General features: G+C 69.4%; 20 protein-coding genes. 7 read left to right on the forward strand and 13 right to left on the reverse strand.

Annotated features, from left to right (window positions below):
• A partial coding sequence (locus VJR25_RS02340) for a class I SAM-dependent DNA methyltransferase (RefSeq protein ID WP_324112119.1) occupies nt 1-1,194 on the reverse strand: 1,194 nt, incomplete at its 3' end.
• A gap of 100 nt (nt 1,195-1,294) precedes the next feature.
• Here VJR25_RS02340 and VJR25_RS02345 point away from each other — a divergent pair.
• Entirely contained in the window at nt 1,295-1,624 is a 330-nt protein-coding gene (locus tag VJR25_RS02345; RefSeq protein ID WP_324112121.1) for a helix-turn-helix transcriptional regulator, read from the forward strand.
• Here the strand turns inward: VJR25_RS02345 and VJR25_RS02350 are convergent.
• The 3 genes from VJR25_RS02350 to VJR25_RS02360 all read right to left on the reverse strand — a co-directional run bounded on the left by VJR25_RS02350 (nt 1,606) and on the right by VJR25_RS02360 (nt 3,754).
• Nucleotides 1,606-1,899, reverse strand: coding sequence for a hypothetical protein (locus tag VJR25_RS02350; RefSeq protein WP_324112123.1), 294 nt, complete (start codon nt 1,897-1,899; stop codon nt 1,606-1,608). The two genes, VJR25_RS02345 and VJR25_RS02350, sit on opposite strands and share 19 nt — an antisense overlap.
• Before the next feature lie 120 nt (nt 1,900-2,019).
• Complete coding sequence (locus tag VJR25_RS02355; RefSeq protein ID WP_324112125.1) at nt 2,020-3,396, reverse strand: permease prefix domain 1-containing protein; 1,377 nt, start codon at nt 3,394-3,396, stop codon at nt 2,020-2,022.
• Between the two features lies 1 nt (nt 3,397).
• Nucleotides 3,398-3,754: a PadR family transcriptional regulator gene (locus VJR25_RS02360; RefSeq protein ID WP_324112127.1), complete on the reverse strand. Its 357-nt coding sequence runs from the start codon at nt 3,752-3,754 to the stop codon at nt 3,398-3,400.
• Nucleotides 3,755-3,911: 157 nt separating this feature from the next.
• On the opposite strand from VJR25_RS02360, the gene VJR25_RS02365 reads away from it, so the two are divergent.
• Nucleotides 3,912-6,218 carry an FdhF/YdeP family oxidoreductase gene (locus tag VJR25_RS02365; protein WP_324112129.1) on the forward strand — a complete coding sequence of 769 codons (2,307 nt, stop codon included), beginning with the start codon at nt 3,912-3,914 and terminating at the stop codon, nt 6,216-6,218.
• Between the two features lie 61 nt (nt 6,219-6,279).
• On the opposite strand, the gene VJR25_RS02370 is transcribed toward VJR25_RS02365, so the two are convergent.
• Genes VJR25_RS02370 through glp form a run of 3 tightly spaced genes read right to left on the reverse strand, consistent with a single transcriptional unit; the run spans nt 6,280 to nt 8,299 of the window.
• Complete coding sequence (locus VJR25_RS02370; RefSeq protein ID WP_324112131.1) at nt 6,280-6,540, reverse strand: DUF6457 domain-containing protein; 261 nt, start codon at nt 6,538-6,540, stop codon at nt 6,280-6,282.
• Entirely contained in the window at nt 6,537-7,124 is a 588-nt protein-coding gene (mobA, locus tag VJR25_RS02375; protein WP_324112133.1) for a molybdenum cofactor guanylyltransferase, read from the reverse strand. The genes VJR25_RS02370 and mobA overlap by 4 nt, the downstream gene beginning before the upstream one ends.
• Nucleotides 7,121-8,299, reverse strand: a complete 1,179-nt coding sequence (gene glp / locus VJR25_RS02380; RefSeq protein WP_324112158.1) for a gephyrin-like molybdotransferase Glp — start codon at nt 8,297-8,299, stop codon at nt 7,121-7,123. The genes mobA and glp overlap by 4 nt, the downstream gene beginning before the upstream one ends.
• Before the next feature lie 40 nt (nt 8,300-8,339).
• Between glp and fdhD the strand changes: the two genes are divergently transcribed.
• The 3 genes from fdhD to rplL all read left to right on the forward strand — a co-directional run bounded on the left by fdhD (nt 8,340) and on the right by rplL (nt 10,373).
• Nucleotides 8,340-9,176, forward strand: coding sequence for a formate dehydrogenase accessory sulfurtransferase FdhD (gene fdhD / locus VJR25_RS02385; protein WP_324112136.1), 837 nt, complete (start codon nt 8,340-8,342; stop codon nt 9,174-9,176).
• A gap of 278 nt (nt 9,177-9,454) precedes the next feature.
• Nucleotides 9,455-9,943, forward strand: a complete 489-nt coding sequence (gene rplJ / locus VJR25_RS02390) for a 50S ribosomal protein L10 (protein ID WP_324112138.1) — start codon at nt 9,455-9,457, stop codon at nt 9,941-9,943.
• 49 nt (nt 9,944-9,992) lie between these two features.
• Nucleotides 9,993-10,373, forward strand: a complete 381-nt coding sequence (gene rplL / locus VJR25_RS02395; protein WP_324112140.1) for a 50S ribosomal protein L7/L12 — start codon at nt 9,993-9,995, stop codon at nt 10,371-10,373.
• 78 nt (nt 10,374-10,451) lie between these two features.
• On the opposite strand, the gene VJR25_RS02400 is transcribed toward rplL, so the two are convergent.
• The 5 genes from VJR25_RS02400 to VJR25_RS02420 all read right to left on the reverse strand — a co-directional run bounded on the left by VJR25_RS02400 (nt 10,452) and on the right by VJR25_RS02420 (nt 14,923).
• A complete protein-coding gene (locus tag VJR25_RS02400) occupies nt 10,452-11,459 on the reverse strand; it encodes a LacI family DNA-binding transcriptional regulator (protein WP_324112142.1) in 1,008 nt (335 codons plus the stop codon).
• Nucleotides 11,460-11,466: 7 nt separating this feature from the next.
• Nucleotides 11,467-11,676, reverse strand: coding sequence for a hypothetical protein (locus VJR25_RS02405; protein ID WP_324112144.1), 210 nt, complete (start codon nt 11,674-11,676; stop codon nt 11,467-11,469).
• A gap of 1 nt (nt 11,677) precedes the next feature.
• Nucleotides 11,678-12,592: a carbohydrate ABC transporter permease gene (locus VJR25_RS02410; RefSeq protein ID WP_324112146.1), complete on the reverse strand. Its 915-nt coding sequence runs from the start codon at nt 12,590-12,592 to the stop codon at nt 11,678-11,680.
• Nucleotides 12,592-13,587, reverse strand: a complete 996-nt coding sequence (locus VJR25_RS02415; protein ID WP_324112148.1) for a sugar ABC transporter permease — start codon at nt 13,585-13,587, stop codon at nt 12,592-12,594. Before VJR25_RS02415 ends, VJR25_RS02410 begins: the two co-directional genes overlap by 1 nt.
• An 88-nt stretch (nt 13,588-13,675) precedes the next feature.
• The gene (locus VJR25_RS02420; RefSeq protein WP_324112150.1) at nt 13,676-14,923 is read right to left on the reverse strand and encodes an ABC transporter substrate-binding protein; all 1,248 of its coding nucleotides are present in this window, start codon (nt 14,921-14,923) and stop codon (nt 13,676-13,678) included.
• Nucleotides 14,924-15,123: 200 nt separating this feature from the next.
• Here VJR25_RS02420 and VJR25_RS02425 point away from each other — a divergent pair, with 200 nt between their 5' ends.
• Both VJR25_RS02425 and VJR25_RS02430 read left to right on the forward strand, forming a co-directional pair.
• Nucleotides 15,124-17,151, forward strand: coding sequence for a cell wall-binding repeat-containing protein (locus VJR25_RS02425; RefSeq protein WP_324112152.1), 2,028 nt, complete (start codon nt 15,124-15,126; stop codon nt 17,149-17,151).
• Between the two features lie 41 nt (nt 17,152-17,192).
• On the forward strand, nt 17,193-17,807 hold the full coding sequence (locus VJR25_RS02430) for a GNAT family N-acetyltransferase (protein WP_324112154.1): 615 nt from the start codon (nt 17,193-17,195) through the stop codon (nt 17,805-17,807).
• A 6-nt stretch (nt 17,808-17,813) separates the two neighbouring features.
• Here VJR25_RS02430 and VJR25_RS02435 read toward each other — a convergent pair.
• The coding region (locus VJR25_RS02435) for an ATP-binding cassette domain-containing protein (protein ID WP_324112156.1) at nt 17,814-18,485 on the reverse strand (672 nt) is incomplete at its 5' end.

The raw sequence follows: 18,485 nt of genomic DNA on the forward strand, positions 1-18,485 counted from the left end.
GTGCTTGGTGTTGTCGAGGATCCACACGTAGGTCGCGATGCCCGTGTTGTAGAACATGTTCGTCGGCAGCGCGACGATCGCGTCCACGAGGTCCTTCTCGAGCAGCCAGCGGCGGATCTCGCTCGGTCCAGACTCCGCGGCGCCGGTGAACAGGGGCGACCCGTTGAGCACGATGCCGGCGCGCCCTCCACCCTGGTGCTGCGGCCGCATCTTGCTCGCCACATGCTGCAGGAAGAGCATCTGCCCATCGCTGATCGGCGGCAGCCCGCCCGGAAATCGGCTGTGGTCGCCGGCCTCCTGCACGTGCTGCTTGATGGCCGCCTGCGACGCCTTCCAGTCCACGCCGTAAGGCGGGTTGGACAGCACATAGTCGAACGTGGTGCCCGGGAACAGGTCGTCGGCGAGCGTGTCGCCGAGGCGGATGTTCGTGGCATCCTGGCCCTTCGCGATCATGTCCGACTTGCAGATCGCGTACGACTGATCGTTGATCTCCTGCCCGAAGAGCGACAGGCTCGCGTCGGGGTTGAGGGCGTGCATGCGCTCCTCGGCCACCGAGAGCATGCCGCCCGTGCCCGCCGTGGGGTCGTACACGGTGCGCACGACGCCCGGCTCGGTGAGCGCCTCGGTGTCTTCGGCGAACAGCAGGTCGACCATCAGCCTGATCGCGTCCCGCGGCGTGAAATGCTCACCCGCGGTCTCGTTGGAGGCCTCCGCGAACTTGCGGATCAGCTCCTCGAAGAGGTCGCCCATGTCGGCGTTCGAGATCACGCTCGGATGCAGGTCCACCTCGGAGAACTTCTGCACGACGAGCAGCAGGCGGTTCTTCTCCGCCATCTGGTGGATCTCGCCCTCGAACCGGAACCGCTCGAACACGTCGATGTTCTTCGAGAAGCCCGCGATGAAGTCGACGAGATTCGCCTGCAGCCCCTCCGGGTCGCCGAGGAGGCGCGTGAACGTCCACGGACTCGCGTTGTAGAAGCGCAATCCGGTCGCCTTGCGCACGAGCACCTCGCGCATCTGATCGTTGTCGCTCTTCGCAAGAGCGGCCTGGATCGCGTCGTGATGCTCCGAGAGGATGCAGTCCAGCCGCCGAAGGATCGTCATCGGCAGGATGACATCGCCGTACTGATGCGGCTTGTAGACACCGCGCAGCTGATCGGCGATCTGCCAGACGAAGTTGCCGAGCGAGCTCATGCGCCGATGCGGGTGGGCAGGGTCCAACAAGTAGAGGTACAAACACGACGCATGTTGACACTGTAGATGAGGGCACGCCAGGTGTCAGAGCGTGGAGGCGATGGCGACTCCCAAATCCGACGCGACCCGCAAGCTGGGCGAGGCGCTCAAAGCTGCGCGTGGCCGGCAGATCAGCCGGCAGAACGTGGCCGATGCGGCGGGCATCCATCTCACGAACTACGGCGAGTACGAGCGCGGGGAGCGTGAGATCGGTCTGCACATGCTCATCCGGATCGCGTACGTGCTCGGGACGACGCCGTCCGAGCTGCTGTCGGGCATCGACGCGCACGACGTTCCGGGCTTCGACACATTGCCGACGGCCCAGCAGACCCGCGACGAGTGGGATCACCGCCGCAAGCTCATCCGTGACGCTCAAAGCGCGACGCGGTAGAGGTACTCATCGTCGTGAACGCGCCAGCTGAGCAGCGCGATCGCGCTCGCCGGCTTCTCCCACGAGGGGAACACGAATGTCACCTGCTCGTGCGGTCGGACGAGCAGCGCGTGCGGCACAAGCAGCCGGCCGGTCGCGAGGTGTGTGGCGACCACGCCGTACAGCGCGTCGCGTGATCCGTTGACGGCGGTGATCCTCCGTCCCGTTCGTCGGATGCGCCAGGGCACCCGGTAAGCGGTCTGAGGTCGTTCGTCGGCGTCTACGAGATGCAGCATGCCGGCACCGTAGGTGCTCCCTCGGACGTTTCGATCACGTCAGAGGCTCCTTCTGTGGATGCGTGATCCCTCGAGCGCGCTGGGGACAGACGAGTCCCGCGGCATCCTGCCCGAGTGCTGCTAAGCCCACCCGAATGCCGGCGGGAAGACGACCACGACGATCGCCGCCCAGGCCAGGTACACCGGGACGAGCCCGGTCTGCCAGCGTTCGATGCGCGCGAACCCGACGACCGGGCTCGCCTCTCGTCCCCACAGCCAGCGCGCCTGCAGCGAGGCGGAGCCGACGAGGTTCACCAGCAGGATGACGTTCGCCCCGAGGGAGGCGAGCTTGTTCGGGCTGGCGCCGAACGCGCCGATCCGGCTGAGCATGGCGGCGAGCACCACGGCATCCACGACGATCGCCGAGGCGACCAGCACGAACTGCATGCGATCGAACCAGCCCGGCGGCAGGCTGCCGTCGCGCGCCGACAGCGAGTAGAGCAGCAGACCGACCACGACGACCAGCACGGCGTCGAATGTGATGAGCACGGTGCGGTCCGCGTCGACGAGCCCGCCTCCGGCCGCGATCTGCACCGCGGAGGCCACGATGAGTGCGAGCAGCAGCAGGGTGAACAGCGGGGTGAAGACACGGGTCAGCACCGGCGCGATGTTCTCGATCACCGACTGCTTCGCCTCGACGAGCCATGCGGCGATCACGACGGCGCCCGCCGCCCCGCACGGCAGCAGCCAGTCCGTGATGAACGCCGAGGCATCCAGCCGCACCGCCCCGAACACGCTCGCCGTCACCGCCGCGAGCACGCCGCCGCCGAGCCCGATGAGCACGAGATAGACGAACCACTCGCCGGTGAAGCGGATGAAGTCCATCCGCGCCCGGTCGCCGCGCCAGTCGCCGCGCGCGTACGCGAGCCCGATGCAGAGCCAGAGGACGACGACGGCATGACCCGCTGCGAGCAGCGCCGTCGCGCCGCCCGCCGCGAACGGATAGACGTTCAGCAGCACCGGCGCCACTGCGAACGGGGCGAGCACGGCGATCGTCGTGCGCACCGACGCCCGACGGCATCGCAGGAAGTAGCCTGCCGGGGCCAGCAGGAACAGCGGCCCGGCGTTGCGGATCAGCACCTGCAGTGCGTCCGGCCCGCTCGTGAGCCACGGCAGCTTCACGAGCACGGCCCCGGCGACCGCGAAGATGAGGGCGAGCCACAGGCCGTGCCCGCGGCGCCACACCTGCCGGCTCTGCGGGTCGTCGTCCCCGGCTCCGAGCACAAGCTGCTTCCACAGTCGTTCGTTGTGCTCGCGGGCGAACTCGCGGGACAGCGCGTCCAGCTGCCCCATGCGCCCCACGGCGATCAGGAACGCCTCATCGGGGGAGAGCCCGGATGACTCGAGTCCCTCGATCTGATCGCGCAGGTGCGCCTCGAGCTCGTCCACGTCGGCGGCGATCGCTTCGCGCTGCCGGACGAATCCCCGCCATTCGGCGATGCGCTCGTCGAGCCCCATGTCACGCCCCCGCCGGTGCGAACGAGCCGCCGCGCGAGCTCCAGATGCGCTGGAGCGCATCGTTGACCACCGACCACTGCCGCCGGTGCTCCGCCAGCGCGGCCGTGCCCGCGGGGCTCAGCCGGTAGTGCTTGCGCGGCCGTCCCGTCGGGGAGGACCCCCAGGATGCCTCCACCTGACCGAGGCGCTCGAGCCTGTGCAGCAGGGGATACAGCATCCCGTCACTCCATTCCAGCTGCCCGTCCGACAGGTCGGCGATCCGCTGGAGGATCGCGTAGCCGTACGACTCGCCGTCCGACAGGATGCCGAGCACCATCGGTGTCGCGGCCGCCGCGACCAGATCTTTGCCGACGCGCATGCTTACCTCGCAGTGTTAGATACCTAGAAGCATAAGGTATCACCGAACCGGCGGCATCTGAATGGCGTTCGGGGTGCATCCGACATCGGCATGCAGCCGAGTCCGCACCAGAGCGGGGAGTCCGGATGCTCCCCGGGCGCCGGGATAGCCTGGACTCATGGCGACGAAGGCACCCCGCACCGATATCGACGAGTCGAAGCTGACGGCTTCCGAGCCGAAGCAGGTGGCGGTGGGGGTGCCGGCGGTGGCGCATGCGCTGCTGATCGCGGAGCAGCAGGCCGGGGTGATGCGCAGCGCGCGGGCGCTGTTGCGGGTGAATCAGAAGGACGGTTTCGACTGCCCGGGCTGCGCGTGGCCGGAGACCGATCACCGGCATGTGGCCGAGTTCTGCGAGAACGGTGCGAAGGCGGTGGCGGAGGAGACCACGCTGCGCACGGTCGGGCCCGACTTCTTCGCCGCGCACAGCATCGAGGACCTCGACTCGCACGACGACTACTGGCTGGGTCAGCAGGGGCGGCTCACGCATCCGATGATCCTGGACGAGGGCGCCACGCACTACCGGCCGATCAGCTGGGACGACGCGCTGCGGACCATCGCCGACGAGATCCGATTGCTCGACGACCCCGACCAGGCGGTCTTCTACACGTCCGGGCGCACCTCGAACGAGGCCGCGTTCCTGTACCAGCTGTTCGCGCGGGGGATCGGCACGAACAATCTGCCGGACTGCTCGAACATGTGCCACGAGTCGTCGGGTTCGGCGCTGAACGAGACGATCGGGATCGGCAAGGGCACCGTGTCGATCGAGGACATGCACAGTGCCGAGCTGCTGATCGTGGCCGGGCAGAACCCGGGCACGAACCACCCGCGCATGCTGTCGGCGTTGGAGAAGGCCAAGCAGCGCGGCGCGACGATCATCGCGATCAACCCGCTGCCGGAGGCGGGGCTGATGCGGTTCGAGAACCCGCAGACCCCGCGTGGGGTGCTGCTGGGTGGCACGAAGCTCGCCGACCAGTTCGTGCAGATCCGTCTTGGTGGCGACCAGGCGCTGTTCCAGGCGATCGGCAAGCACCTGCTGGAGCTCGAGGACCGTGACGGCGGGGTGCTCGACCACGACTTCATCGCCGCGCACACCGCCGGGTTCGACGCGTACCGGACTGCGATGGCGCAGGCGGACTGGGCGGACCTCGAGACCGCGACCGGCATCCCGGAACCGAAGCTGCGGCACGTCGCCGAGACGGTGCGCCGCTCGCGGGCCACGATCGTGTGCTGGGCGATGGGCCTGACCCAGCACAAGCACTCCGTGCCGACCCTGCGCGAGGTCGTGAACGTGCTGCTGCTGCAGGGCAACATCGGCCGGCCCGGCGCCGGGGTGTGCCCGGTGCGCGGGCACTCCAACGTGCAGGGCGACCGCACCGTCGGCATCTACGAGAAGCCCGCCGAGGCGTTCCTCGAGGCCCTGGACCGCGAGTTCTCGTTCACCGCGCCGCGCGCGCACGGCCACGACGTGGTGAACGCGATCCGGGCGATGCGCGACGGGAAGACCCGGGTGTTCATCGGGATGGGCGGCAACTTCGTCTCGGCGACCCCGGACACCGAGGTCACCGAGGCGGCGCTTCGCCGGACCGGCCTGACTGTGCAGATCTCCACGAAGCTGAACCGGTCGCATGCCGTCACCGGGAAACGCGCGATCATCCTGCCCGTGCTCGGCCGCACCGACCGCGACCGCCGCGGCACCGGTGAGCAGCGCGTCACCGTCGAGGACTCCATGGGTGCCGTGCACACCTCCCGCGGACGTCTCGCCCCGCCGGCGGACGACCTGCTCAGCGAGGTCGCCATCGTCGCCCGGCTGTGCGCACTGGTGTTCGCCGGACGGGAGGATGCCCCGCAGGCCGACTGGGCGGGACTGGAGGCCGACTACGCCGGCATCCGCACCCACATCGAGCACGTCATCCCCGGCTTCGACGACTTCGAACGCCGGGTCGACAAGGGGCGCACGCTGATGCTGCCCAACGGCCCCCGCGACGCCCGCGCGTTCGACACCACCGACGGGAAGGCGCAGTTCACCGTCAACCCGCTCGAATACCCGCGCATCCCCGAGGGCCGCCTGCTGCTGCAGACCCTGCGCTCGCACGACCAGTACAACACCACGATCTACGGCAAGGACGACCGCTACCGCGGCATCCACGGCGGCCGCCGCGTCGTGCTCATCAACAGCGAGGACATCGCCGAGCTCGGGTTCCAGCCCGACGACATCGTCGACCTCGTCAGCGAATGGACGGCCCCCGACGGGCACGTCGAAGAACGCCGCGCCGAACGGTTCCGGCTCATCCCGTACAGCACCCCGCGCCGCAACGCCGCCGCGTACTACCCCGAGACCAACGTGCTCGTGCCGCTCGACTCCGTCGCCGACATCAGCGGCACACCCACCTCGAAATCGGTCATCGTCCGGCTCGAACGGCGGTAGCGTCCGAGGCTGCGCGTTTCGTCTCGGTCGCCGGCACTGCCTCGCTCAACGACCGGGGGCCTCACGCGTGCCAGGTGCGCGCGAGCTCCGAGACGGATGCCACAGCCTCGGCGATCTGCTCGGGGCTGCCGCCCTGGCGGCCCGCGACCAGCCCGGCGACGAACGCGGTGAACGGCGCCGCCGGGCGGGCGACGCCGCGCGCCACGTCGGCGGCGAGGTCGAGGATCAGCGAGATCGGCACGTCGTCCGGTCCCAGCTGGAAGTGCTCGCGCAGCGCGGCGGCCCACTCGTCGAGGGCCTCCGGAGGCAGGTGCTCGCTCATATAGTTCCTTCCCATTCGCGCAGGTCGTCCCACGTGTCGATGTCGGCGATGACGTCGGGTGCGGCGCGCACCGCGGCGATCGCGAGGTCGTGCATCAGCGTGCGCACGGCGGCGTCGCGCCCGGCATCCGGAATGGCGGGTGCCGCCTCGCGGAGCGTCCGCGTGCGGTAGATCCCGGTCAGCCACTGCGGGCGGCCCGAATCGTCCGCCAGGCAGACGCCGTCGGTGTCGCCCGGCAGCAGCGGCAGGTCGCGCAGCAGCTGCGCCACGGCGAGATCCGGGCGCACCAGGTCGCACGCGAGCACGAGGGTCCAGTCCGCGCCGGGATCCGGGCCGGTGAGGGCCGCGACGAGGGCGGCGGCGGGCCCCGTGAACGGCGGGTCCTCGCGCACCCGGGTGACGTCCCGTGCGTCGTCCGCGTCGTGCTCCGGACCGGCGACCGCGATCGAGGTGCATCCCGCCGACCGTGCGGCCGCGATCGCGCGGTCGAGGAGCGTCGTGCCGTCGATCCGCACGAGCGCCTTGTCGACGCCGCCGAGCCGCGAGCCGCGACCGCCGGCCAGGATCACCGCTGCGATCGTCATGACACGAGCATCACAGACACGAGGTCGCCGGCGTGCACCTCGCCGGTCGCGGCGGGGATCACCGCGTAGGCGTCCGCGCGTCCGAGGGCGATCGGTCCGCCCGGCAGCGGGTGCGCGCCGTCGTCGGCGAGACGCACCGACCGGTACTCCTCCCGGCCGACCCGGGAGGTCCAGCCGACCGCAACGGGCAGCTGCACGACCCGGCGGAAGAGGTCGGTGCGCCCCTGCAGCGCCAGCAGAGCGGGGCGCACGAACACCTCGAACGACACCGCCGTGCCGCCGGGGTTGCCCGGAAGCCCGAAGAGCAGGGGAGTGCCCGCGGCGAAGCCCTGCGGCTTGCCCGGCTGCATCCCGACCCGCACGAACTCCATCGGCGCAGCCTGCTTGACGACCTCGTAGGCACCGGCGCTGATCCCGCCGGTGGTGATCACGACATCCGCGTCCACGGCGGCCTCGAGCTCCCGCCGCAGTGCGGCCGGGTCGTCGAGCACCCGTGCCGCGTGCACGACGTCGGCGTCCGCCTCGGCGACGAGGGATGCCACCAGCAGGCTGTTCGACTCGTACACGTGGCCGCGGCCGGCGGTCGCCCCGGGCTCGAGGAGTTCGTCGCCCGTGGACAGCACGACCACCCGCGGGCGCCGGGAGACCGTGACCTCCGCGATGCCCGCGGCGCTGATCGCCGCCAGCTGACGGGCGCCCAGCCGCGTCCCGGTCGCGATGATCTCCTCACCGCGCGCGGCGTCCTCGCCGCGCGGCCGGACGTGCACGTGGCGACGGCGGGGCGCGGTGGTGACGACGGCCGCGACGAGCGAATCGTCCAGCCCGCCCACGGTGTCCTCGAACGGCACGACCGCGTCGGCGTCCGACGGCACCGGCGCACCCGTCATGATGCGCGCAGCCTCGCCCCGGCCGAGCGCCGGGTCGGCGTCCGTGCCGGCGGGCAGGTCCGCGACGACCCGCAGACGCACGGGCTGGACTGCGGATGCGTCGCGCACGTCGTCGAAGCGCACCGCGAAGCCGTCCATGGCGGAGTTCGCGAACACGGGCACGTCACCGGGGGCGACGGCGGGCTCCCGCAGCGTGCGGCCGAGCGCCGCGGATGCCGGCATGCGCTCGGTTCCGAGCGGCTGCACCGCGCCGAGAATCCGCTGACGGTGCTCCGCGACGCCGATCATGCCCACCCGACCACACTATCCAGCCGCGTACGCTCGATGCATGGGCAGGATCACGGTGCGAAGGCCCGTCACCAAGCTGACGATCGGGGCCGACGAGCGGCGACGCGCCGACACGCTGGCGGTCGAGGAACCGCTCGAGATCCGCGTGGCGAGCGAGCCGTTCACGGTCACCATGCGCACCCCCGGTCACGACGTCGAACTGGCCGCCGGCTTCCTCGTCGGCGAGGGGATCATCTCGCGCAGCGAGCACCTGCGCGCCGCGATCCACTGCGGCGGGCCCGGCACCGGGGGCACGGACAACACGTACAACGTGCTCGATGTCGGCCTGGCCGCCGAGGTGCCGATGCCGGAGCGCGACCGCAACTTCTACACGACGAGCTCGTGCGGCATGTGCGGCAAGGCGTCCATCGAAGCGGTCCGCACCGTGTCGGCCTACGACGTGGCATCCGACCCGACGACGGTCGACGTGTCGACGCTGGTGACCCTGCCCGACACCCTGCGCGCCCACCAGGACGTCTTCGAGAAGACCGGGGGCCTGCACGCCGCCGGCCTGTTCGACGCGTCGACGGGCGAGCTGCTCGTGCTGCGCGAGGACGTCGGCCGCCACAACGCGGTCGACAAAGTGGTCGGGTGGGCTCTGCAGCAAGGCCGGCTCCCGCTCGGCGGCACCGTGCTGCAGGTGTCCGGTCGGGCGAGCTTCGAGCTCGTGCAGAAGGCGACGATGGCGGGCATCCCGATCCTCGCAGCGGTGTCGGCGCCGTCGTCGCTCGCCGTCGAGCTGGCGGAGGATGCCGGCCTCACCCTGATCGGGTTCCTGCGTGGCCAGTCGATGAACGTCTACACGCGCGGTGACCGCGTGCTCTCATCCGCACAGTGAGGACGCGGAGCGAGCCGGAGCGCCCGCGATTTGGACGGGACTGCGGCATCCCGTAGACTGACCGGAGCCGAAGACCGCCGGTCATCGTGTCACGCGAAAGCGTGATCGATCGAAGCTCTGCTCAGCAGGGGCCCGCGCAGGTGACACGAATCGACTCTCGCAAGAGATCTCCGAGCTCCGTGCGCTTGCGCCGGAGCTTTTCTGTTTGTGCGGGCGCGCGGCATCCGAGGCTCATCCGCCACCGTCGTGGCGGATGTCGTACCCACCAAGGAGTGACCATGGCGCAGAAGGATGCATCGGTCGCCGAGCTCACGAAGAATTTCGAGGACTCGAACGCCGTCCTGCTGACCGAGTACCGCGGTCTGACGGTTGCCCAGCTCAAGCAGCTGCGCAACAGCATCCGTCAGGACGCTGAGTACGCCGTGGTGAAGAACACGCTGACCAAGATCGCCGCCAACAAGGCGGGGATCACGACGCTGGACGACGACCTCAAGGGTCCTTCGGCCATCGCATTCGTGCACGGCGACTTCGTCGCCACCGCCAAGGCTCTGCGTGACTTCGCCAAGGCCAACCCGCTTCTCGTGATCAAGTCCGGCATCTTCGAGGGCAACGCCCTCTCGGCCGACGAGGTCAACAAGTACGCCTCGCTCGAGAGCCGCGAGGTTCTGCTGGCGAAGGCCGCGGGCATGATGAAGGCGACGATGGGCAAGGCTGCGGCCACCATCGACGCGCTTCGCGAAAAGCTGGAGACCGCCGAGGCCGCGTAAGCGGGAAGCGTCTTCCTCACACAACCCCCATCTATCTAGGAGATACATCATGGCGAAGCTCACCACTGACGAGCTGCTCGACCAGTTCGCTGGTCTGACCCTTGTCGAGCTCAGCGAGTTCGTGAAGGCCTTCGAGGAGAAGTTCGAGGTCACCGCTGCCGCTCCCGTCGCCGTCGCCGGTGCCGGTGGCGCGGGTGCTGCCGAAGAGGTCGAGGAGAAGGACTCCTTCGACGTCATCCTCGAGGCTGCCGGCGACAAGAAGATCCAGGTCATCAAGGTCGTCCGCGAGCTCACCTCGCTCGGCCTCGGCGAGGCCAAGGCCGTCGTCGACGGTGCCCCCAAGGCCGTGCTCGAGGGCGCGAACAAGGAGACCGCCGACAAGGCGAAGGAGGCCCTCGAGGCCGCCGGCGCTTCGGTGACCCTCAAGTAAGTCTTCCGACTTCCGCGCAGAAGGCTCCGGATGCTTCGGCATCCGGAGCCTTCTGTCGTGTCGGACGGCGCCGCTCGGCTAGCTCGGGGGAGCGGCGGTCGAGGCGCGGATCGTCAGCTCGAACGGGGTCTTCGCGCCCGGGAAACTCATCTGCTGTCCGCTCAGCTGTCCGAGGATCGTCTCCGCGGCCATGACACCCTGGGCCTCGACGTCCTGCACGCACGTGGTGAGGCCGAACGCCTCCGAGAACGGGTGGCCGTCGATGCCGATGACGGACATGTCCTCGGGAACGCTCAGACCGGCCTCGCGGATTGCGAGGATGACCCCCATCGCCATCTCGTCGCTCAGGCACAGCAGCGCCGACGGACGGTCGTCACCGCGGCGCAGCAGCTCGGCCACGGAGCGCTTCGCCAGATGCAGGCGGAATCCCCCCGGGAGCATCCAGTCCCGGCGCACCTCGATCCCGGCGGCCCTCAGCTCCTGCATCCAGCCGTCGGCGCGCTTGCGCGGCACGTCCTTGTTCAGCCCGTCGGCGTCCGAACCGCCGACCAGCCCGATGCGGGTGTGGCCGAGATCCAGCAGGTGCCGTGTCGCCGCGCGCGCGACGTCGACGTCGTCGATGCCGATCCGCGGCATCCGGGTCTCGGCGCCGCCCACGGCGATCAGCGGCATCCCCAGCGTCTCGAACTGGGCGTATTCGGCGCTGCTGAACTCCGTGCTCAACACGATGAGGCCGTCCACGCGCCGCCGCAGCAGCTTCTTGTGGAACGAGCGCCGGGCATCGGACGAATGGTGCAGATCGAACAGCACGACGTCGTATCCCGATGCAGCGAGCGACCGGTCCACGCCCGACAGCACCGACGTGTAGAACCAGCGATTCGTGGACGGCACGACCACGCCGACCGCCTCGTTCCGGCCCGTGGAAAGACCCGCCGCTGCGACCGAGGGCACGTAGCCGAACCGCTCGGCCGCCTCCCGCACCGAGTCGATCGTGGCTGCGGACACCCCCGGCATGCCGCGCAGCGCACGAGAGACCGTCGACTTGGACAGACCGAGCTCCTGCGCGATCTGGGCGAGCGAGATCATGGGACCCTCAGCGTCGGCTGCGGCGCCGCCAGAGGATCGCCACGATCACGGCCACGGCGCCGGTCAGCACCGCCCAGATGAGGGCGGGCTGACCGGTGAGCTCGCACACGAGCGTGATGAGCAGCAGGCAGGCGCCGAGGGAGATCAGGACGCCGAGGTGGAAGTCCCGTCGGTCGGCGGCGGACTGCGATGACGACCGGGTCGCGCGCGATGCCATGTCAGCCCTTGACTCCGCCGGCCGTGAGGCCCGCGACGATCTTGCGCTGAAGGATCAGCACGAGGATGACGAGCGGCAGCGTCACGATGGTGCCCGCCGCCATGACCGCGGTGTACGGCTCCTGGTGCGGCTGGGATCCGGTGAATCCGGCGATCGCGACCGTGACGGTCTGGGTGGCATCCGTCGACAGCACGCTCGCGATGAGGTATTCGTTCCAGGACGCGATGAAGGCCAGGATCGCCGTCGTGAACACCGCGGGAGCGGCGAGCGGGAGGATGACCTGCCAGAACGCGCGCAGGCGCGTGCAGCCGTCGATGCGGGCGGCCTCTTCGAGATCCCACGGCATCTCCCGCAGGAACGAGGTCAGCGTGTAGACGGTCAGCGGCAGGGCGAACGAGATGCTCGGGATGATCAGCACCTGGTACGTGCCGGTCCAGCCGATGTTGGTGAACAGCTGGAACAGCGGCGACAGCAGTGCGACGGCCGGGAACATCGATGCGCCGAGGATGATGCCCGCGAGCATGGACTTGCCGCGGAACTCCAGCCGGGCCAGCGCATACGCCGCGGTGACGCCGAAGAGCAGCGACACGACGACGGTCGTCCCGCCGACGATGAGGCTGTTGCCGATGGCCCGCAGCAGGTGGTTGCCGAGGGCGGTGGAGAACGCGGTCGTGTAGTTGTCCCACGTGAACGGGATGGGCAGCAGGTTCGTGTCGAACGTGTGGTCCACCGGGCGGAACGAGGTCACGATCATCCAGTAGAACGGCAGCAGGCACCACACGACGATGATCGCCGCCTGCACGCCGGTGCGCAGGCTCGCCCCGACGTGCCGCTTGTACCGCACGTTCTCGTATTCGGCGGTGGAGACGCGGCGGCGCCGTCCCTGAGTGACGACGGCTTCGGTTGCGGTGCTCATCAGGCCTCGCCCTTCTTAGTGCCGGACTGGGTTGCGACGACGTTGGCCCCGAGGAACCGGACGAAGACGAACGCGACCAGGAAGATGATGATGAAGGTGAGCGTGGACAGTGCGGCGGCGGCGTTGAAGCCCTGCCTGATCTGACTGACCACGAGCATCGACAGCGTCGTGGTGGAGATGCCCGGTCCGCCGCCGGTGAGGATGGCGGGCAGGTCGTACATGCGCAGCGCGTCGAGGGTGCGGAACAGGACCGCCACCATCAGGGCGGGCTTGATCAGCGGGATCGTGATGCGGAAGAACTGCTGCACCGTGGAGGCGCCGTCCACGCGGGCCGCTTCGTAGATCTCGTCCGGGATGATCTGCAGCCCGGCGAGGATCAGGAGGGCCATGAACGGCGTGGTCTTCCAGACGTCGGAGACGATGATCGCGATGCGCGCCGCCGTGGGGTCGCTCAGCCACAGGATCTGCTGCTGCAGCACGACGTTGACGATGCCGTAGGTCGCGAACATGAACAGCATCAGCTTCGCGGTGACGGCGGTGGGGATGGCCCACGGCACCAGCACCGAGGCACGCACCAGTGCGCGCCCGCGGAAGGAGCGGTTCATGATGATCGCCATCCACACGCCGAGCACGGTCTCGAGCACGACGGTGCACACCGTGAAGAGGAACGTGTTCCCGACCGAGGTCCAGAACGCCGCTCCGTTGGTGCCGGGCGGGCAGGTGACGGTGCCGCACTGCTGCGCGAGGAAGTGGGTGTAGTTCGAGAAGCCGGCGAAGCCACCCTGGCTGAACATGCCCGTGGTGGGGTCGAGCCCGGGGTCTTTCTGGAACGATTCGATGACCGCCGTGACGATCGGATAGCCGATGACGACGGCGAGGATCGCGATCGTCGGGATGATCAGCCAGATCGCCGAGCGGCGCTCGACGTCCTTCTGCGATCCTCGCTTGGCGGTGGGGGGACGGGAGGGGGCTTTCGCCTGCGCGACACTGCTCATGGCTCCTCTTCCTGGCAGACGGATGCTGACCGAGGGGATATGGGGGAGCGGGTGCGGTCCGGTGACCGGACCGCACCCGCTCGGTGGATCAGTTGCCCGATCCGGCCGACGTGATCGCGGCCTGCATGTTCTTCAGGGCCTGATCAGGCGTGACCGATCCGCTGATCGCCTGGAACGCGTTCTCCTGGATCGCCTGGGTGACGGCCGGGTAGAACGGGGTGACCGGGCGCGGCACCGCCTTCAGGATCGACTCCTTCAGCACGGGCAGGTACGGCGCGGCCTTCACCAGCGTCGGGTCCGTGTAGAGGGAGGCGATGACCGGCGACAGCGACGCCTTGAGCACGATCTCCTTCTGCACCTCGGGGCTCTCCATGAACTTGATGAAGTCCAGGGCGGTGGCCTTGTGCTTCGAGTAGGCCGAGATGGCGAGGTTGTGACCGCCGAGGCTGGAGTTGGTCACCAGCGGAGCGATCGCGACGGTGTTCTTGACCTTGGACGTGCTGTCGGTCTTCGCGAGGCTGTACGCGTACGGCCAGTTGCGCATGAACAGGTACTGCCCGGCTTCGAAGGCCTGGCGTCCCTGCTCCTCCTGGAACGTCTTGTTCTCGGCCGGGATGTTTCCGTCCTTGAACGCCGAGACCAACTGGTTCAGGCCGGCCAGGGCCTGCGGCGTCTCGAGGTTGGGGGTCTTGCCGTCGGACTTGACGATCTCGCCGCCGGCGCCGTTCACGCTCTCGGCGAAGTTCACGGTCAGACCCTCGTACTGTGCGAACTGACCCGCGTAGCACTTGATGTGGGCCTTCTTCGCGATCGAGCAGTCGGCCATCAGCTCATCCCAGGTCTTCGGCGGCGTCTTCAGCAGATCGCTGCGGTAGTACAGGATGCCGCCGTCGGACGCGTACGGACCTCCGTAGAGCTTGCCCTGGTAGGTGGCCGTCTTGACGGTCGCGGGCAGGAGGCTGCTGGTGTCGAGCTTCAGGCTGCCCTCGAGCGGGGTGAGCCATCCCTTCGCGGCGAACTCCGCCGTCCAGATGACGTCCGTGGTGACCACGTCGTAGTCGGTGCTCTTGGCCTGGAAGTGCTGCACCAGGTCGTCGTGCTGCTGGTCGGCCTTGTCCGACTGCTGCTTGACGGTGACCTTCTCGTTGGGGTGCTTGGCGTTCCACTGGGCGGCGAGCGTGGCGATGATGTTGCTGTTGTCCTTGCCCTGGACAAAGGTGATCGGACCGCGGCCGTTGTCGCCTCCGGAACCGCCACTGCTGCTGCCGGAGCACCCGCTGAGCGCGAGAGCAGTCAGTGCGAGACCTCCGATCGCGGTGATGATGACCTTCTTCACTGTGTCTCTCCTCACTGAGATGGACGACCATCTTCGTTGACGTCCGCCGACGCTACTCCGGGGATCTCGGCTAACGCAACCGGTTGCGATACCTTTCCGCGAAACCGAGATCGAGCCGTGATAAACGCCGGCGGCAGGGTTCCGCGATTCCGTGCCGGAGATAGGTGGCATCCAGGTCCCGGATGTGTCACCCTTATGCGATGAGCTCCTCGTCCCCGAGAGGTGCGCACCGCCTCACGCGGATCCGGCCGCTCCTCGCCGCGCTGCTGGCGACGGTCGCCGTGGTCGCGGGGCTCGTCACTCCGGTGTTCGCCGCTCCGGCGCAGGCGGCCGACCTGTCGAAGTTCGACCCCGGCAACATCATCAGCGACGGCGTCTTCTTCAACAAGGCGTCGATGACGCAGGCGCAGATCCAGGCGTTCCTGGTGTCCAAGGAAGCCGGATGCCAGACCGGCTACACGTGCCTCAAGGACTACACCGCGCCCACCCGCACCATCGCACCCGGGCAGATGTGCAACGGCTACACCGGGGCGGCGAGCGAGCCGGCGGCCGCGATCGTCTTCAAGGTGGCGCAGTCCTGCGGCATCAACCCGCAGGTGTTCCTGGTGATGCTCCAGAAGGAGCAGGGCCTGGTGCTCGGCACCCATCCGTCGTCCTGGAACTACAACTATGCGATGGGCGCGAACTGCCCGGACTCGACGGGATGCAACGGCAACAGCGCCGGGTTCTTCACGCAGGTGTACTCGGCGGGCTGGCAGCTGAAGCGGTACGCGAACCCGCCGGGGACGTCGCAGTATTTCGACTGGTACCCGATCGGCGCCGCCTCGCAGATCGCGTACAGCCCCAAGACCACGTTCGACGCCGGGTCGCCGTGCGGCTACCAGTGGGTGACCATCGCGAATCAGGCGACCGCCGACCTCTACTACTACACGCCGTACGTGCCGGACGCGGCGGCGCTCGCCGCCGGCTACGGCACGGGCGATGCCTGCTCCTCGTACGGCAACCGCAACTTCTACAACTACTTCACCGACTGGTTCGGCTCCACGCAGGTGCAGGCGTTCATCACCACGCCGCTTCCGACGATCGCCGGCTCGCCCACGGCAGGGCAGATCCTGACGGCCCGCGCCGGGACGTGGTCGCCCGCGCCCACCAAGCTCGCCTATCAATGGCTGCGCAACGGAACGGCCGTGACCGGCGCGACATCCTCCACCTACAAGGTCACGAACGCCGACGCCGGCCAGACGCTCAGCGTGCGGGTGACCGGATCGCGGCTGTACTACCGCACCGTGACGCAGACCTCCGCCGTCACGGCGGCGGTCACCGGCATCCCGACCGCGCGCCTGGCCGGGATCAACGTCTATCAGCGCGCGAACGCCGCCTCACGGGCCGCCCACGCCGGCCCGGTGTCGACCGTGTACCTCGTCGGGGGCACGGCGCAGCAGGACTCGCTGTCGGTCGCCGCCCTCGCCGCCGCCCGCGGAGCGGGGTTCCTGCTCGTGCCGGCGGCCTCGATGCCCTCGAGCATCGCCGCTGAACTCAAGCGGCTCGCACCGACGTCGGTCGTGCTCGTGGGAACGACGAGCACGCTGGACTCCGGCACGCCTGCGCGGGTCAAGGCACTGCTGCCGAAGGCGACCGTCACGCGGATCGACGGCACCGACCGGTTCGTCCGGTCGCTGTCCGTCGCGGCGAAGTTCGGCTCGGCGCCCACCGTCTACCTGGCGACCGGCCTGGCGTACCCGGACGCGATCGGCGGTGCCGCCGTCGCCGGTGCGAAGAAGGCGCCGCTCATCGTCGTGAACGGCACCGCGACCACTGCACCCACAGCGCTCCTCACGCGGCTGAAGGCCCTGCACACCACCCGGGTCATCGTGCTCGGCGGGACCTCCGCCGTGTCGAGCGGACTGGTCTCGGGCATCACGAAGGCCGGCATCGCCGTCACGCGCTACTCCGGGTCGAACCTGTACTACACGAACGCGGCCATGGTGTCGGCGAGCTTCACGGGCACCGCACCCCAGGCGGTCGCGGCCTCCACGAGCGGTTACGGCGACGGTCCGGCGGCCGCCGCGCTGGCGGGCACCCTGGGTGCGCCGGTGCTCATGACGGCACGCACGTGCATCCCCTCGACGATGGGTGGATTCCTGCTCGCGCACGGGACGAACCTCGTGACCCTCGCCGGCGGCACCGACACGATCGACGCCGCCGCCGCGCTGCTGCAGCGCTGCTGAGCGCCGCGGGGCCGCTCCGGGCGCCGGGTTAGGCTGGCCGGATGACCGCCATCCGATCGTTTCGACCCGGTGACGAGCTCGCGATCGCGGAGGTCTGCCTGCGCACGGCGGACGCCGGAGCGGATGCCGCCGGCATCCTGAGCGACGACGACCTGTGGGCGGCGGTCTTCGCGCTCCCGTATGTCGCGCTGCACCCGGACTTCGCCTTCGTCGCCGAGGACGATTCGGCGGTCGTGCGCGGCTACGTGGTCGCCGCACCCGACACCGCCGGTTTCGACGCGTGGTTCCGCGACCGGTGGTGGCCGCGGTTCCACGAGCGCTGGCCCCTGCCGGCCCGCGCCGACCGCACCCGCGAGGCGGGGATCCTGCGGGACGCGTGGCGCCGCGGCACCGAGCCGGTGACGACGGAGGAGGCCCAGGTGGCTGCGGCGTACCCGGCGCACCTGCACATCGACCTGCTGCCGGAGCTGCAGGGTCGAGGCATCGGCAGACGGCTCATCGACACCGTGCTCGACCGGCTGCGCGAGGCATCCGTCCCCGGCGTGCAGCTGGGCGTCGACCCGCGCAACACGTCGGCTCAGGCCTTCTACACCCGGCTCGGGTTCGCACCCCTGCCCGCACCCCCGGGCGCGTTCTCGTACGGCCGGACGCTCTGATACCGGTCAGCCGGTGATCCGCACCTCGCGGTCGACGAGGTCACCAGGGATCTCGACGTGCGAGATGAGCACGACCGTGCGGCCGGCCGCGGCATCCAGCAGATCGCGCAGCAGAGCGTCGGATGTCGCCGGATCCACGCCCGCGGTCGGTTCGTCGAGCACCAGCACGGGGAAGTCGCGCAGCAGAGCCCGTGCCAGCGAGATCCGCTGCCCCTGACCGCCGGAGACGAGGGCGCCGCGCTCGCCGAGGGCGATGTCGAGCCCGCCGCGGGAGCGTGCCCAGTCCGCGAGCCCCACCCGGGCGAGCACACTCCAGAGCGCGGCGTCGTCGGCGGTGTCGCGGGCGAACAGCAGATTCTGACGCAGCGTCTCGTCGAACAGGAACGGGTGCTGCTCGACGAGTCCGATCGTCAGGCGCACGTCGTCGGGGGAGAGCTCGTGCGCGTCCCGATCGCCGATCCGGTAGCTGCCGCCGTGATCGAGCAGCCGCACCAGCACATGGGCGAGGGTCGTCTTGCCCACGCCGCTCGGCCCCGTCACGAGCACGCGCTCGCCGGGGGCGACCTCGAGGTCGACGGCGGCGAGCGTGCCGCGCGCGGAGTCGTCGTCGCTGCGCGGCCACTCGGCGGTCACACCGCGCAGGCGCAGACCGCTGCCGAGAGCGGGCGCGACGCCGGT

The sequence above is a fragment of the Microbacterium sp. genome, from assembly GCF_035277845.1.
Classification (GTDB): Bacteria; Actinomycetota; Actinomycetes; order Actinomycetales; family Microbacteriaceae; genus Microbacterium.